This is a genomic window from Legionella sheltonii (assembly GCF_026191355.1).
In the GTDB taxonomy this organism is placed as follows: Bacteria; Pseudomonadota; Gammaproteobacteria; order Legionellales; family Legionellaceae; genus Legionella; species Legionella sheltonii.
In genome coordinates this window covers 171360-186802 of the sequence record NZ_JAPHOQ010000009.1, presented here as the reverse complement: position 1 = coordinate 186802, position 15443 = coordinate 171360, and the positions used below count along the sequence as shown (strand labels likewise).

Genomic DNA, 15443 nt, shown 5'->3' with positions numbered 1-15443 from the left:
TCCATCAAGACTGCCTCAATTCTATTTCTTTTCATCCAATCTACGTTTACAGATATAGTCCCTAAGGGATAAATACTTCCCATACCCAAGATGAATTTCAATGATTTTTTGTAAAGGCACGCCCAATTGGTAAAGATTGAAAATTTTTTCCCGGTCTTTATCATACATAGATGCCTGTATGCTACCCTTGGGTTTGCCGAGTTTAATTCCTTTGGCAACACGGGCACGAAGCCCTTCTTTAGTTCGTTCTGAAATAAAATCGCGTTCTAATTCAGCTAACATCGAAAATACGGTGATGAGTATTTTATTGCTCATATTACTGGAATCACTGGGATTTAAATCCAGATTTTGCTTAATAAGAATGAGTCGAGATTGCTTCTCTTTTATGATTATTTCTATTGTATTGAGCGTTTCCTTGATAGATCGCCCAAGCCTTGATAATTCTGAGGCAATAACCACGTCATTAGGTTGTAGTTTACTCAACAGTTCATCAATACGTCGTAATGCCGTCGATTTGCGCGATGACATTTCAAGCTCTATCCATTCATCAACCATCAGTTTGTGATCGATGCAGTAGCGACTGATACTGTTTTTTTGGCTATCCACGTTTTGCTCTTGGGTGCTCACCCGAACGTACCCATAAATCATACAATGCTCACTCTATTTTTACTGATTTTTCTCTTAAGGTGTTTATCAATAATATCACAATAGCATTTTATATGGTCTTATATGATCGCTTATGATACAATTTGGTTTTTGTTAAAACGAAGGTTATGGCCAGACTAAACATACTCTCTGATGACGATTTTAATAAGCTCTACACAATACCTGTTTTGGAAGATGAGGACCGTCCGTTTGTGTTTGAGCTAGATGAAGAGGATAAAGCATACCTTAACTCATTTGATAACGTTCCCAAAAAGATCAATTATATTCTGCAAATTGGATTTTTTAGAATCACAAACTATTTTCACCATATCACGTTTCAGGGGAACAGACAGGATACCTGGTATGTAATCAAGACATATTTTCCTTCAGAAAAATTTCCCAAAACAAAAGTAAGCAAGCGGCATCACTATGATAATCGTAACGCCATTTTGAAAAAATATAATGCATCTATTTATTCGAGTCATCACAAAGATAAAGCACTGCGTTATGCCAGAGAATTGATGAAGCAGCATGCTGTGCCAAAATACGTGTTTGATTCTCTTCTGGAATACTTCCATCAGCATAAGATTATTAGGCCATCCTATACTACATTGCAAGAAATGGTTTCTGAGGCACTAAACAATGAAAAAAATAGATTAAGTAACAAGATATATACCTTAATGGACAAGCCTTTCAGGGAACTATTGGCTGAGTTCCTGGAAAAAGATGAGTTGTTTTATCAATTGACGACTTTAAAAAAAGACCAGAAAGATTTTACAACAGCAGAGATTAACGCTTCCGTCAAAAAGCATCAATTTCTCTCATCGCTCTATCAAAAATCCATTGAAATCATCAAAGAACTGGATATTTCAGAGCAAAATATAATCCACTATGCTGACTTGGCTGTATACCACACGGTTTACGGATTACGCGCTATGAAACAAAAGAATTTATCCAGATTGTATCTCATGTGTTACGCGTACAATCGTTATTTAAAAATAAGTGATCATATAATCAGCAGCTTTACTCACAAAGTGAATCTCTACGCAGGTGAAGCAGAAGAGTACCAAGCCGAAGCAATACTTAATGCCAAGGATGATGATAAAGATCATCGTGATACTGCCGCTGCGATTTTATCGCTGGTAAATAATAAGAAAGTTGCAGACAACGCCATACGAACAAAAGCCTATGAGATTGTGCCTCAAGAAAAATTTCAACAGTTTATACGAAAAATAAAAAAACCAAATTTCACACCCGAATTTTATCGCTGGGAATACTATAAAAAAATAGCACCTACAATTAAGCTTAATACACGTGCTGCATTTAAGGCATTGGATTTTCAGAGCAAAAACAAGGAACTACAAGCAGCAATTACCTTTTTGAAGGGACACTATGCCAGTAATAAAGTGTTCAGCTCTTATCAATTCAAAGATATTCCAATTGAATTTATACCCAAGCTGTTGCGACGCCATGTTATTAAAAAAATCAGATTGGGTACAACCAGCAAAAAAACAAAGTGCATTGATGCAGACAAATACGAAGTAATGCTGTACCTTCAGATTGAAAAGGGCATCAAGTCAGGATCAGTCACCATTTATAATAGCTTATCGTACCGTGCCTTAAATGATGAGCTGCACCCAAAGCAAGACTGGGATAAAAACAAGAAATCTATCATTAAACAGTTGGAGAATAAGCTGCTGGCAAATAATATCAACGACCTTCTTAAAGAGCTTGAAAGCCGATTAGGGCCGCGCTACAAAGAGGTCAATGATAAGATTACTTCTGGCGAAAACAAAAAAATCAAACTGAAGCACAATAAAAAAGGAGAGGTAATTCGTTGGACTTTACCTTATAAAAAATCAGATGATGGTGTTAATAATCCTTTTTATGAAAACATGCCCCTAACCAGTATTGCTAAAATTATACAGTTTACGCATAGCCAGACAGACTTTATGAAAAAATTTACTCATATATTGCCATCAGGCAGTAAAAAGCAAGTCGATGAGTCTGTATTGTCGGCCTGTCTGGTTGCTAAGGGCACTGGTATTGATATTGACAAAATGAAAGACATTAGCGATGTTAAAGAGCATGACCTCAAGTCAACTTACGCTGATTTTATTCGACACATGACCTTAACACAAGCCAGTGATGTGGTTATGAATCGTTTGAAGAAACTCCCCATATTTGAAAAATATACGCTTGCTGATTACGGAATTCATGCGAGCATAGACGGCCAAAAGCTTGAGACAAAATTCAACTCCATTATGGCGCGATTTTCAACAAAATATTTTGGGTTTGGGCAAGGTGTATCTGCTTACACCTTATGCGCGAACTGGTTACCCCTGTGTACTAAAATTATCGGTGCAAACGAGCATGAAAGCCATTATCTGTTTGATATGCTCAATAGTAATACAAGCGATATTGAAATCGCCGCTATATCTGGGGACATGCACAGTATAAACCGCGTGAATTTCATCATACTCTTTCTTTTCGGATACCGGTTTATGCCACGATTTACCCAGTTGGATAAAAAAGCGAGGAATAACCTGGTCAGTTTTGATGATCCAAAGGATTATGAAGGACTTCTGGTAAAACCAAGTAAGAAAGTGAATGTGCAGTTAATCATTAAAGAGTGGGACAATATTTTAAGAATCATGGCAACATTGGGACTGAAAAAGAGCAGCCAAAGTACTATTGTCAAAAAATTATCGTCATACCAATCTAATGATACGTTACGGGCATTGATAGAACTGGATCAAGTCATCATGACACTGTACCTGCTTGATTATATTGATGATGAAGGGATGCGTAAAACAGTTCATCGTTCTTTAAATCGGGGTGAGTCATACCACCAGCTCAGAGCCGCTATCGCAAGGATTAGTAGCAGGAAATTAGCTGGAAAAACCGAGATTGAGCTAACCATTAATAACGAATGCGCACGATTACTGTCCAACTGTATTATTTTTTACAATGCATCCCTTCTGACTGGACTTTATGAGCATTACAAACAGAACAAAATGGAGGAAGAATGTTTGAAAATAATTCGTCTATCCCCCGTTGCATGGCTACATGTTAATTTGATTGGAATTTATGAATTTTATAACGATCATGAATGTCTTAATTTACAAGAACTTATAAAAAAATTGGTAAGCAATGAAAAAATCAATTTATTAGCTAAAACCTAGACTGGTAAAGGGTTATATGGGGTCTGTGGGAAATTTCGTACCTTCCTGCAAAGAACCCCTTGTTGATCGACGAGATCACCTCAGCCATAAAATCTATTGCGGGTGAGATAGGTGAGCGTTATGAGATCAATTTTGAGCAGCTGGGCTGCGATAAAAATCACATTCATATTCTGTGCTCATTTCATCCCAAATACAGCATAGGTGAAGTTGTCCGGAAATTTAAAAGCATCACGGCACGTGAATTATTTAAGAAGTTTCCATTACTCAAGAACGAGTTGTTGGGTGGGGAGTTTTGGTCTGATGGATATTACGTTTCGACAGTAGGTGAGCGCGGGGACTGGAAGGTGGTCGAGCGCTATGTAAAAAATCAAGGTAAGGAATCAGAATCGCAGCAGTTACGCCTCATCTGATACCCCGTGGCTTGCCACGGGGAGGTTCATTGATTTTAACTGTATTATCTATCATGAGAGTTTTCCTCTTGGTTTTGTTTAAAGTTCGCACTTCTATCAAAACCGGAAACTCTCACTTTTTCAAGTACTTGTGTCAGATTAAGTCAAAACTAATTCATCTTAACCCCCTGCATGGTTACTTTTTCTAAAATTTAAGGCTCAATATAAGAACGTAGATGATTTAGCGCAGCTTGCATAATCTCTTTATCAATTTCTTCTTTAAAGAACGACTCGATATGAATTGCAATCCCCTCATCTGTGGCTGCATCAATATTAACGGACACATAATTTACTGTATTATGATATAACGGATAAAAATAAGGTCTTAATTGCAAATTTTCGGTTGAAAATTCTTTAGGGTACTTTCTTTCCGAAAATGTATTTCTGAAATTAAAACTAATAAGCGGGAATTCTTTATTTTTATTCGCAAAGAACTCATACAATATCAGCCCCGCATAGCAATTTGTGATGTTTTTATTAAGATCCGCATATTTTAGCAGCTTCGTGATTGTATGCAATAAGGTACTGAGCCATACTGCCTTTTTCCCATATTTACGATAATACAGCCATCCTAATGCAGCTCCATAAGGAAGATTGGCGTAATTAATGGACTGTCTGTTATGATTTCTTATCTCCTTAGTAAACTCAATGAGGTTTGTGGCAGTATGGCGACCGGCAAAGGAGCGCTCATTCAAACAAGGACCCAGGATTTGCTCGGAATTACTGTAAAAAAGTGGTTGACTGATGATCTGTACCAAATAGTCATTATTGCTGCAATAAGGCCTGAATGCTTGTAATATAGAGCTGATAATCAATTCATCCATGGTGAATTCTTGCTTAAAGCAAAATTCTTTTAGTAGAGCTGCCAGGCGTTTATTCAAACTATAGATAAGCCTTGGTTTGATTTCTGTGTCTTTATCAATGATCTCTGGATTAATTTTACAAGGGCTATACTCATCAAAGTCTTTTTTAATGTGCTGTATAAGATCATTATAGCGTTCAGAATAATAGCTCCTTTCATTATAAATATAGTTCTTGTATGGGGTGTAATGGCTATCTTTTATACCCTGATAATTCCTCCAGAATATTTGCCATAGCATCAATTTGGTCTTAGTATCGATTGCTTTATGGGTGATTACTAATTGCAGTAATGAGTTATTATCATCCATTATGATTAAAATAGGATAGATATTCTGTTTCAGTTTTCGCAAATCAATGTGAGCTAATGTGTGATTAATCTCTTCGAGTTGCTGTGCGGGAGAATTTGAGGTATAAAAACGAACAACGTTTAACTTAATTTTTTGTAACCCTGTTTTCTTTGCCTCAGGCAGCCAATTCTTGACTCTGTAATTGAATATATCGAACTGATTCGCAATATGATTAATTGCCCGTTCTACTTTCTCGATATCCAAGCGTCCTTCAAGAATGCAGGAAGTTACCTCATTTTTGGAATATCTTGAGGTTAACTCCATGCTCCAAAACATAAGTTGGGAAAAACTAAGGGGTATTTTGTTCGGATGACTCATGCAGTCAATAATTTTAACTTGAGTTTTAATACATGATTGCAGCAACAACCAGTTTTCTGTAGCAATGTTTGCTTGTATTTCATCAAGGCAAGCATGCCGAGTTGCAGCAGGCAGAGCAAGAATTCGCCTGGCAATCAAGTCGATTCGCTGATTAATCCGTTTCATTTTCCTTAAATCTCCGTTTCATATTAGTATTGAGTAGTTCAGTACATTCTGTGAGATTTGTTGTATGCGTTACGTTACTCAGCAATCCTTTACTGGATTCTAATTGGGTTAATGTATTATTAATGGCATATTGTGCTGAAAAAAGACATGGGGTGCTGTAAATGGCAATTCCAACGCCGCATTCAGCTAATTCGGGCAAAGTATGAGGACTTGATTTGCCACCATGAATTTGGTTATAGACAATGCGATGTTCTCTTCTTAGGTCTTTCAGGGCATCAAAAGAACAAATTTGATCGATAGACATGCCGTCCACCAAAACACAATCGACAGGCAATTCCTTAATTCTGGATACGCGCTCCTCGATATCCTCTATTTTACTGGCGTCAGTACGAGCCACAACAAAAAGATCATCACTAAGCGATAAAACTTCCTTGAGCTTTTCGATATAGTTCTCTGTTTGCAACAGATTTTTGCCATTATAGTGCCCACAACATCTTGGGCGGGCCTGATCCTCAAGAACAATTCCGGATGCACCTGCATCACGCAAACATGCTGTGATCATTTTTGCATTATGAATATCGACAAAACCATCATCGATATCCACCAAAAGATGGGTGCCAGGAAGAACATTACGCAAACGGCTCACAAAATTTAATAAATCAGTCCACGTATTAAATCCAATATCCGGCAAGCCATAATGGCTTGCTGCGAATCCAAAGCCACTTACAAAAAGTGTGTCATAATGCTTGGCGGCAACAGACGCGGAAAATACATCATAGATGCCAATGAAAGGTAATATATCTTTTTGGGATTTTAACTGCCGAAGATGTTCTCCATAACGAAGCATCTTACCACCTGTAAGTTTATTATTTGTTTTGTAATGATAGACTACAATTTAATTTTTAGCTTAATTAATGTACAAATTTATTTTGCATCATCAAATTTAGAGGCTATTCTATAGTTAGAAACAATGAATTAGTTGTGACACCAATAGCTCTTTGGTGTGTTGGGAGTGATGCATTTATAAAGGATAATATATGCTCGTGCAATTAGATGCTGGTAACACCAGCCATAATGCTGTGGAAAGTACTACTCATAGATTAAATTATGAAACTCTAAATAGCTTGGTCGAATCAATTAAGTATCAATCGGCGTTAATAATTCGGCAGCAGAAAAAACCTTGTCTTCTTTTATTCAACAATAATATTGAATACGCGGCAACATTTTTGGCGGTTACCAAATTATGTCCCGTAATGCCCATGAATCCTAAATTATCGGTAGAGCATATTGTTTCTATTGCCGAATTCATGGCTCCCGTAGCCATATTTTATGATAGTGGTAATGCAGAAAAGGGGCGGCAGATAGCAGAAGTACTCGGTCTAACCGAGCATGAAATAAACTTAGATAAAGAACTGGAACATGCCCAAAGTACTGAGCCAGAAAAGGATGTAGTCCAAACTTATCCAATTCTTGATGAAAATGATATCGCCCTGATTTTGCATACTTCGGGAACTACGGCTAAACCCAAGTGCGTCCCTTTAACTTATAAAAATCTGCGTTGCAGTATCAACAATATTATTAATGCCCTGCAACTTAGCGCTAATGATAGAAATTTGAATATGATGCCATTATTCCACATTCATGGAATTGTTGCCTCAATGCTTGCAACATTTGCCAGCCAGGGTTGTTTTATTTTAAAAGAAATTGACTACGCGAAAATTGGCGAATATTTACGGGATGACAAACCGACCTGGTATACGGCTGTACCGACCATTCATCATAAGATTTATCAATCACTCAGCATGAATAAGGTCGATTTGGATGCCATCAAATTACGCTTTATACGCTCTTGCTCCTCAGCGTTACCTGATGTGTTACACCATAAGGTACAGCAGTTACTCAAAATCCCTATGGTGCAAGCCTATGGAATGACCGAGTCCGCACATCAAATTGCAACCAATCCACTTTCGATTGAGGCGATTAAATTCAATTCAGTTGGACTTGCTCATACCTCAATCCTAATTGTGGGTGATGAGGATACTGTTTTAAACCATAGCGAAATTGGTGAAGTGTGCATTCAGGGAGAACATGTTTTTTCCGGGTACATCAATAATGAAAAAGCCAATAATGAATCCTTCATTCACGGTCATTTTAGAACAGGGGATCTGGGGTATATTGATGAAGATGGCTATCTTTTTTTAACTGGCAGAAAAAAAGAAATTATCAATAAAGGCGGTTTCAAAATATCACCAGCTCAAGTGGATCTGTTGGTATTACAGCATCCTCAAATCAAAGAAACTATTGCTTTTGCAATACCTCATGATACTTTGGGTGAGGATATCGCCATAATGGTTGTTGCTGAGTCCATACTAACTCCTGAAGACCTATATGAATATCTAAAAAATAAATTACCTGATTATATGCTCCCCACTAAAATTTTCTTTGTTGATGAAATACCCAAATCAGCAACCGGAAAAATCAATCGACTCTCTATCGCGAAAGAATTTAAAACGGAGCGCAGTACTCAAGCTGTAGAAAATGAATTAGAACGTGAGCTTGCAGATGTATGGAAAAAAATATTAATGGTTCCTGAAGTGTATCGGGACGATAACTTTTTCCAAATGGGTGGGAATTCTTTGTCTGGGGCAGAATTTTTTGATTATATTCGGAATAGATATGCATTGAATTTACAACCAATAGAACTCTATAAAGCACCAACAATTGCGCAAATGGCCACAATAATTCAGCTTGAAAAAGAAAAAAACAAAGATAATTGGTTAAATCAAATTGACCTAATATTAAAAAAATATGAAGGCTAAATCCTGTTGAGATAAAAAACTATTTTGGAGTGATCAATAAAGAAAGCCCGTCATTAGATTTTAAACGCATAAAATTCAGCGTTGAGATTAATGTAATAATACCCATTGTTAAAAAAGTATGATGAAAGACATTCATCGTAAGTAAATTTTTCGGTACTGAGGAAGCAAACATTTGGATGAATAAGGTCGTAGTAGCCACTCCTAAACTTTGAGCCAGTTGTTGTATAGTACTGACTATGCTGGCTGCATAACTGATATTGTCTTCTGATATTTCTACATAAGCTAAAGAGTTCATTGCACTGTATTGTATCGAAATTAAAAATCCAAAAAGAAAAAGACTCAGGACAATCATACTAATAGATGTATCTTTAGTAATAAACATGAATGTCCACAAAGAGCTACTTACTAATAGCGTATTTAATATAAGTAGTCGTTTAAATCCGCTGTAGCGCAGAAGTAATGAAGCCACGGGTCTTGCTGCTATGAAACCAATAGCCGCCGGGGCTAATAGTAAGCCCGATGCTTGTGATGAATAACCAAGCCCAATTTGTGCCAATAAGGGAAATAAAAAAAGCACACTACCAAACCCTAATTGCGATAATAAGCTTCCTTGGATGGCAATTAGAAAGATGCGCGAAAAAAATAATTCTACTTTAATCAATGAAGATCCGCGTTTTTTTGCATGATAAAAAAATGCTAATAATAACAAGAGGGAAGCAAACATAATCATCCATGCTGGTTGCTTATTGGACAGGGCCGTCTCGCTTAAAGCAGAAAACGCGAAAATAAATCCGCCAATACAACTGCCCAAAAAAATAAAACCTAAAAAATCAAAAGGAGGTGCGGCTTGTAAGGAGGGGGGTTTTAGGAAATATGAAGCCATGAGCATGGTAAATAGGCCTACGGGAATATTGATCCAAAAAATCCATTGCCAAGAAACATAATGGGTTATAAATCCACCTAAAATAGGCCCCATGATAAAGCCTAAAGCGACGACCATAATCACTTTATTCATTGCATCGACAAATTCATGGAGGGCGAAAGTACGTAGAACGATTAAACGTCCTACTGGAACAATGAACGCGCCTCCTATCCCTTGAAAAGTCCTAGAAACCACTAATGATGATAAATGATGTGCAAAACCACAAGATAAGGAACTCAGTGTAAAAATAAATATTCCAGATATAAAAACGTGTTTCATGCCAAATCTATCCGCCAACCATCCACTGGCAGGCATAAAAATAGCCAGACTTAGCCAGTAAGCAATGAGTGTTATTTTTAAATCCAGTGGATTAGCTAATAAGTCACGAGCAATCACGGGAATAGCAGTGTTAATAATCGTTGCATCCAGTGTTTCCATAAATAATGCTAGGGAAACAACTAAAATAATCGATCGCTTATAAGAAATAATGTGTAGCCTCCTTTATGATTTGTATTGCGAATCGGATACTCAACGCGTAAGCATCTTATTTTTAGTATCATAATCAGGATGTAACGTTCCGGTGATTCTATCCCACCAACTAAAATGAGTAGCAAAATTATATTTGACTGCACTATGGTGCTGATCATGGTGTAGTACGGCGACTAAGAATTTGTATTTTAAAGGTAACGTTCCACTAATTTCATAGCCGGAATGGCCCATCATTCCAGTAATTTGATCAAATATTTTATGGGCGAAGAGCACTGATGCAGGAAAAGGCAATATAAGAAAAGCGATTAACCAATAAGATTGCAAAAATAAATTATCCAAGATGGAATCGCTATTATTGGCCCAGGTTGATGGAAAACGAGAACGATGATGCCATGCATGCACGTATTTAAATAAAGGTTGCACGTGAAGTAAACGATGCATCCAGTAAAACCATGTATCAAAGAGAACTAAAGACAGAATAAAATACAGCAGATACATTATTAAAGAAGCAGTGTTTACTTTAAATAGCGAAAAGCCATAATGCCTTAAGGTATAACCTAATCCGAGGAAAAAGCTGATGGTTATCAAGGAAATGATACTTTGGCGGATATCAATTATTTTGTCTTGACGCGAGGTTACCTTGTCTTTTTGTATTTTTAAACTAATAAGATTTACCGTGCTTTTTTCAATAAAAAAACCCGTGATAAAATAAATACCTAGCAAAACCGCATACACCATTAGCCATACACTTAACAGATACAACAGAAATGATGAAATGTTCATATATTTATCCTGAAAATTTTAATAGCCTTAAGCACTATGTATATAATTATAGGCAAGCATTATTGATTTTTGAGTTGTGGTGCCTATAAAAAAGAGCTGATGGCCATAATTCGTTATTTTAGGGAGCATAAAATTAAATACTACCAGCAATTTAAAAAAGTAATCATCGTTGGCGGTTCAAGTGGTATCGGTTTATGTTTGGCGCAAGAGTTAATAACTGGGGTGGATGCTCTATGCCTGATTGCCAGGAATAATGAAAAACTAGTACAAGCCAAAGAATTTTTACAAAAAAAACAAAAAAATGCTGCAATTTATTGTTTTTCAGCTGATATTGCTAACCAACAAGAAATCGAGAACGCGCTCAGCGAAGCAATAACGGTTATGCAAGGTGTTGATATGCTTATGGTTACAGCGGGTATTGCACGGCCAGGTTTAGCTGTAGAACTTGACGTGGCACATTATCAAACAGCTATTAATACGAATTATCTTGGCAGTATATACTGTGTGCATTATTGTCTGCCTTTTTTGCAAAAAAATTCCTGCGCTAAAATTCTTTTAACTTCGTCTGTGGCGGGACTTCTTGCGATTTACGGCTATTCACCTTATGGACCTTCAAAGTCAGCACTTAGTATGTATGGACAAATTCTGCAGCAAGAATTAACTCGGAGTTCTGTCTCTTTATCTCTCCTTTATCCACCGGATACTGATACGGAGCAGCTGCATTATGAAATGCAATTCAAGCCTGAAGTCACCAAAATCATCACTGGCACTGCCGGTTTGTGGAAGCCGGAACACGTAGCACAATATACTTTAAAAAAGTTAAAGCATGATGCTATTGCTCCGGGATTAATAGCTAAAATGATTTTGGTTTTTTCCAGCCTTCTATTCCCTTTGTTTAAAAAATACGCCAGAATATTGCATCGGAACATCAGTAAAAATCGTCTATAATATTCAACCATAACTCGCTCATTCCAATAAAAAATTGGAAAATTTTATTTTTGACCTAAAAGTTCTAAAAGTGAACTATAATCTATACATAAATTTGATGTACTGACCATCTTTGCAACAGAAACGAGACATTGAAAATGTATAATAATAATTTGAATTTTCCTGATCAGTTTTTTAACAATGTAACTAATTCCCCAAATATGATTGCCCTTACATATATTAATGACAAGAATGAGTCGATTGATGTTACTTATAAAGAATTAATGCAGAAAATCAATGGGATTGGGAACACTCTTCTGCGATTGACGCAGAAGGGCGATCGAGTATTATTGCTTTACACTCCTGGAATAAACTTTATTGCTGCCTTTATTGCTTGTCTTTATACTAACCGCTTGGCGATTCCTTCTTATCCACCCATAAATTTTTCGGCAATTTCCAGATTAGAAAATATTCTTGATAATGCCAAGCCAGCCCTTGTGTTGAGCGAAAGAGAAATTTTAAAAAAAATTAAAAAGATTCCCTATATTAACTATTTGCCATTTAACAGCTTGAAAAGAAAGGTCTTAAACCATTTTTCTGTGCCAGAAAATATGGGGCTTTTATTATCAAAGCTAAGCCATGTAATTGCAACCGATGATTTAAGCGCTGAGGAAAGTGCGTTTTCTTTCGAAGAGATGGAGGAAAAAGCCTTTATCCAATACACATCAGGGACCACTGCAAATCCTAAAGGAGTCATCATAAGTCATGATAATATTGCGCATAACTTAGCGCTTATTGGCAAAGCATTTAATATTAATCCTGACTCTAAAGGATTAATTTGGCTGCCTCCATATCATGATATGGGTTTGATAGGTGGTATACTGGTTCCCCTTTATCATCGATTTCCAGTAGTCTTAACCAGCCCCTTTAATTTCATAAAAAACCCACTCATATGGCTTGAGCTAATTTCAAAATACAAGGCGACAATTAGTGGCGGACCCAATTTTGCTTATAATCTCTGTACCAGTAAAGCCAATGAAGAGCTTTTGAGTGCACTTGATTTATCTTCATGGGAAGTCGCATTTTGCGGGGCCGAACCAATTAACCACGCCACTATGCATGCGTTTTTAGATAAATTCAAACCGTGTGGTTTAAGACCGTACGCACTTTTACCCTGTTATGGTAATGCCGAAAGTACACTCATTGTCAGCAGCACTGAAGTGAGCGAAACATTGAATGTTGTTCAAGTTAAAAGAGATTCATTAGGTGAGCGCCAAATTATTTTTGACTCCAGTGAGCATGCGGTGCATTTCGTTGATTGTGGCAAACCTTTAGTCAATGTAACTATTATTGATCCTGAAACCAGATCAACTCTTGAAGAGAATCAAATTGGTGAAGTAGTGATTGGTGGGAAAAGTATTTCCTCAGGTTATTGGAATAATCCGGAAAAAACGAAAGCCGCTTTTAAAATCGGAGCAGATGCAGAACGATATTATCATAGTGGAGATCTTGGATTTATCTCCAATGGAAAACTATATATTACAGGTCGGATTAATGATCTCATTATCATTGGCGGACGTAATTTTTATGCTCATGAAATTGAAGCTGTAGTGCAATCTTGTAATCCTGATATTCGTGGTGGTTGTTGTATTGCCTATGAATCGAGTCAATCAGGAACAAGTAAATTAAGGCTTGCTGTTGAAGTAAAACAAAGAAAATCTATCAATTATGAAGAATTAATGCAGCAAATTTTCGTTTCTATTAATCAAAATTTTGGAATTGCGGCGGAAGTTGTTGATCTAGTTAAACCACATACTGTTCTCAAAACAACTAGTGGTAAATTGCAACGATGCCAATCGGCAAAATACATCCAAGCTCATCCTGAATGTATTTTGTTTCACTATGATATAAATACAACAATGCATAAAACTAATCGTGAATTGGCACAGAATCGCTCTAATTATTCATCGTCACAATCGTCTGAATGTGCTGGTAAAATCTCTCAGGAACTTATTGAAAAAAAGCTGATTCAATTAATCAGAGAAAGTTATCCTAATTCATTGGCAATAAAACCGAAGACATCGTTGGAATGCCTCGGACTTGATTCAATTTTATATGTGAAATTACTTACCAATTTACAGCAAGCTCTGTCTATTGAATTTGAAATAAGTGATGTTATCGCTAACAAAAATCAGAGTATTCGAAAACTGGCTGGAGAAATTTCCCAAAATATAAAAGTAAAACAACAGATCCGCAAGCTCGAAGAATTACCGAAAATAAAAAAATTAATGGAAATGTACACTAATCTTACCATACATGGATATGATAAGTTGTATTTGCGCGCATACGAAAGTGCGTCAAACAGTATTATCAAGCTGGAGGGTAAGGACTACATTAACTTTGCATCTTATAACTATCTGGGATTAAGTGATCATTCTGAAGTGAAACAGTTTATTAAAGATACTGTTGACCAATATGGAAGTTCAGCCTCAGCAAGCCGATTAGTTGCAGGAAACCGTGTAATTACCGAGGCCTTAGAAAAATCGCTTGCTGATTTTTTAGGTTTTGATGATGCCATTGTATTTACAGCAGGTTACCAAACGGTTGTCAGTACGATTACTCATTTATTTGGTCAAGGGGATGCCATTATTTATGACGAACTGGCACATAACAGCAGTTTATTGGGGGCATTGTATTCTGGAGCCGATCTATTCGTATTTAAACATAATGATGTAGAATCATTAGCCACGCAGCTTGCTGATATCAGACATAAATATGAAAAAATATTGATTGTTACTGAAAGTGTTTTTAGTATGGACGGCGATATATCACCTATAGACAAAATAATCGCCTTAAAGAAGCAGTACGAATGCTTTCTTATGATCGATGAGGCTCATTCAATAGGTGTTATCGGGAATACGGGTAGAGGAGTTCTGGAATATTATAAACAATCTCCAGAAGATGTGGATCTGATAATTGGAACCTTGAGTAAAGCTTTGTCCAGTTGTGGTGGTTTTGTCTGCGCTTCAGAGCATCTGATTAAGTATTTAAAATATTCAGCCCCTGGGTTTGTTTTTTCTGCAGGTATTACTCCTGCAAACGCCGCTGCGGCATTTGCTTCTCTAAGAATTCTTAAAAATCATCCGGAATTAATCAGCAAAATGCAAGAAAATGCGGCTTATTTTTTGCACAATATTAATGAACTTGGGCTGGATTCAGGTATGTCAAAAAATACCCCCATTATCCCTATAATCATTGGGGATTCTCAATCTACCATTGAGGCATCTTATCAATTATTCCAGAATGGAATTTGTGCCCCTCCTATTATTGCTCCAGGAGTCACAGAAAATCAGGCACGAATCAGATTTTTTATCACAGCCTTGCATCACAAAGAGCAGATTGACCGCTGTATGGAGCAGCTCGATGGGTTAAAAAAGAGGCTCTTCCAGTGTTAGTCATCCGTAAGTCTACCTTGAGGTTATAGGAATTTCAAAAGACCAAAGGATTGATTTTATACAGTAAAATTAGGGCTC

10 protein-coding genes are annotated in these 15443 nt (G+C 36.8%); 5 read left to right on the top strand and 5 right to left on the bottom strand.

Annotated elements, in window-relative coordinates; all coding sequences use genetic code 11:
* Window positions 1-21 precede the first annotated feature (21 nt).
* Complete coding sequence (locus OQJ26_RS11800; RefSeq protein ID WP_110540140.1) at window positions 22-648, bottom strand: recombinase family protein; 627 nt, start codon at window positions 646-648, stop codon at window positions 22-24.
* Between the two features lie 125 nt (window positions 649-773).
* On the opposite strand from OQJ26_RS11800, the gene OQJ26_RS11795 reads away from it, so the two are divergent.
* A complete protein-coding gene (locus tag OQJ26_RS11795; RefSeq protein WP_247359132.1) occupies window positions 774-3830 on the top strand; it encodes a Tn3 family transposase in 3057 nt (1018 codons plus the stop codon).
* A gap of 14 nt (window positions 3831-3844) precedes the next feature.
* Window positions 3845-4240 (top strand): IS200/IS605 family transposase, encoded by a 396-nt coding sequence (gene tnpA, locus OQJ26_RS11790; protein ID WP_265704016.1) that lies wholly within the window; start codon window positions 3845-3847, stop codon window positions 4238-4240.
* A 191-nt stretch (window positions 4241-4431) separates the two neighbouring features.
* Here the strand turns inward: tnpA and OQJ26_RS11785 are convergent, their stop codons facing one another.
* Together OQJ26_RS11785 and OQJ26_RS11780 are read right to left on the bottom strand one after the other, a co-directional pair.
* On the bottom strand, window positions 4432-5970 hold the full coding sequence (locus OQJ26_RS11785; protein WP_265703972.1) for a condensation domain-containing protein: 1539 nt from the start codon (window positions 5968-5970) through the stop codon (window positions 4432-4434).
* Entirely contained in the window at window positions 5957-6817 is an 861-nt protein-coding gene (locus OQJ26_RS11780) for an isocitrate lyase/PEP mutase family protein (RefSeq protein WP_265703971.1), read from the bottom strand. Before OQJ26_RS11780 ends, OQJ26_RS11785 begins: the two co-directional genes overlap by 14 nt.
* Window positions 6818-7007: 190 nt before the next feature.
* Between OQJ26_RS11780 and OQJ26_RS11775 the strand changes: the two genes are divergently transcribed.
* Window positions 7008-8789, top strand: coding sequence for a non-ribosomal peptide synthetase (locus OQJ26_RS11775; protein ID WP_265703970.1), 1782 nt, complete (start codon window positions 7008-7010; stop codon window positions 8787-8789).
* Between the two features lie 19 nt (window positions 8790-8808).
* On the opposite strand, the gene OQJ26_RS11770 is transcribed toward OQJ26_RS11775, so the two are convergent.
* Window positions 8809-10176 carry an MFS transporter gene (locus OQJ26_RS11770; protein ID WP_265704015.1) on the bottom strand — a complete coding sequence of 456 codons (1368 nt, stop codon included), beginning with the start codon at window positions 10174-10176 and terminating at the stop codon, window positions 8809-8811.
* A 63-nt stretch (window positions 10177-10239) separates the two neighbouring features.
* Window positions 10240-10983 (bottom strand): sterol desaturase family protein, encoded by a 744-nt coding sequence (locus tag OQJ26_RS11765; protein ID WP_265703969.1) that lies wholly within the window; start codon window positions 10981-10983, stop codon window positions 10240-10242.
* Between the two features lie 99 nt (window positions 10984-11082).
* On the opposite strand from OQJ26_RS11765, the gene OQJ26_RS11760 reads away from it, so the two are divergent.
* Window positions 11083-11931: an SDR family NAD(P)-dependent oxidoreductase gene (locus OQJ26_RS11760; RefSeq protein ID WP_265703968.1), complete on the top strand. Its 849-nt coding sequence runs from the start codon at window positions 11083-11085 to the stop codon at window positions 11929-11931.
* Between the two features lie 137 nt (window positions 11932-12068).
* The gene (locus OQJ26_RS11755; protein WP_265703967.1) at window positions 12069-15365 is read left to right on the top strand and encodes an aminotransferase class I/II-fold pyridoxal phosphate-dependent enzyme; all 3297 of its coding nucleotides are present in this window, start codon (window positions 12069-12071) and stop codon (window positions 15363-15365) included.
* Window positions 15366-15443 lie beyond the last annotated feature (78 nt).

Excerpts from the sequence above, each read along its gene's own strand:
- OQJ26_RS11800 (WP_110540140.1), bottom strand. The coding sequence starts at position 648 with ATGATTTATGGGTACGTTCGGGTGAGCACCCAAGAGCAAAACGTGGAT.
- OQJ26_RS11795 (WP_247359132.1), top strand. The coding sequence starts at position 774 with ATGGCCAGACTAAACATACTCTCTGATGACGATTTTAATAAGCTCTAC.
- OQJ26_RS11785 (WP_265703972.1), bottom strand. The coding sequence starts at position 5,970 with ATGAAACGGATTAATCAGCGAATCGACTTGATTGCCAGGCGAATTCTT.
- OQJ26_RS11780 (WP_265703971.1), bottom strand. The coding sequence starts at position 6,817 with ATGCTTCGTTATGGAGAACATCTTCGGCAGTTAAAATCCCAAAAAGAT.
- OQJ26_RS11775 (WP_265703970.1), top strand. The coding sequence starts at position 7,008 with ATGCTCGTGCAATTAGATGCTGGTAACACCAGCCATAATGCTGTGGAA.
- OQJ26_RS11765 (WP_265703969.1), bottom strand. The coding sequence starts at position 10,983 with ATGAACATTTCATCATTTCTGTTGTATCTGTTAAGTGTATGGCTAATG.
- OQJ26_RS11760 (WP_265703968.1), top strand. The coding sequence starts at position 11,083 with ATGGCCATAATTCGTTATTTTAGGGAGCATAAAATTAAATACTACCAG.
- OQJ26_RS11755 (WP_265703967.1), top strand. The coding sequence starts at position 12,069 with ATGTATAATAATAATTTGAATTTTCCTGATCAGTTTTTTAACAATGTA.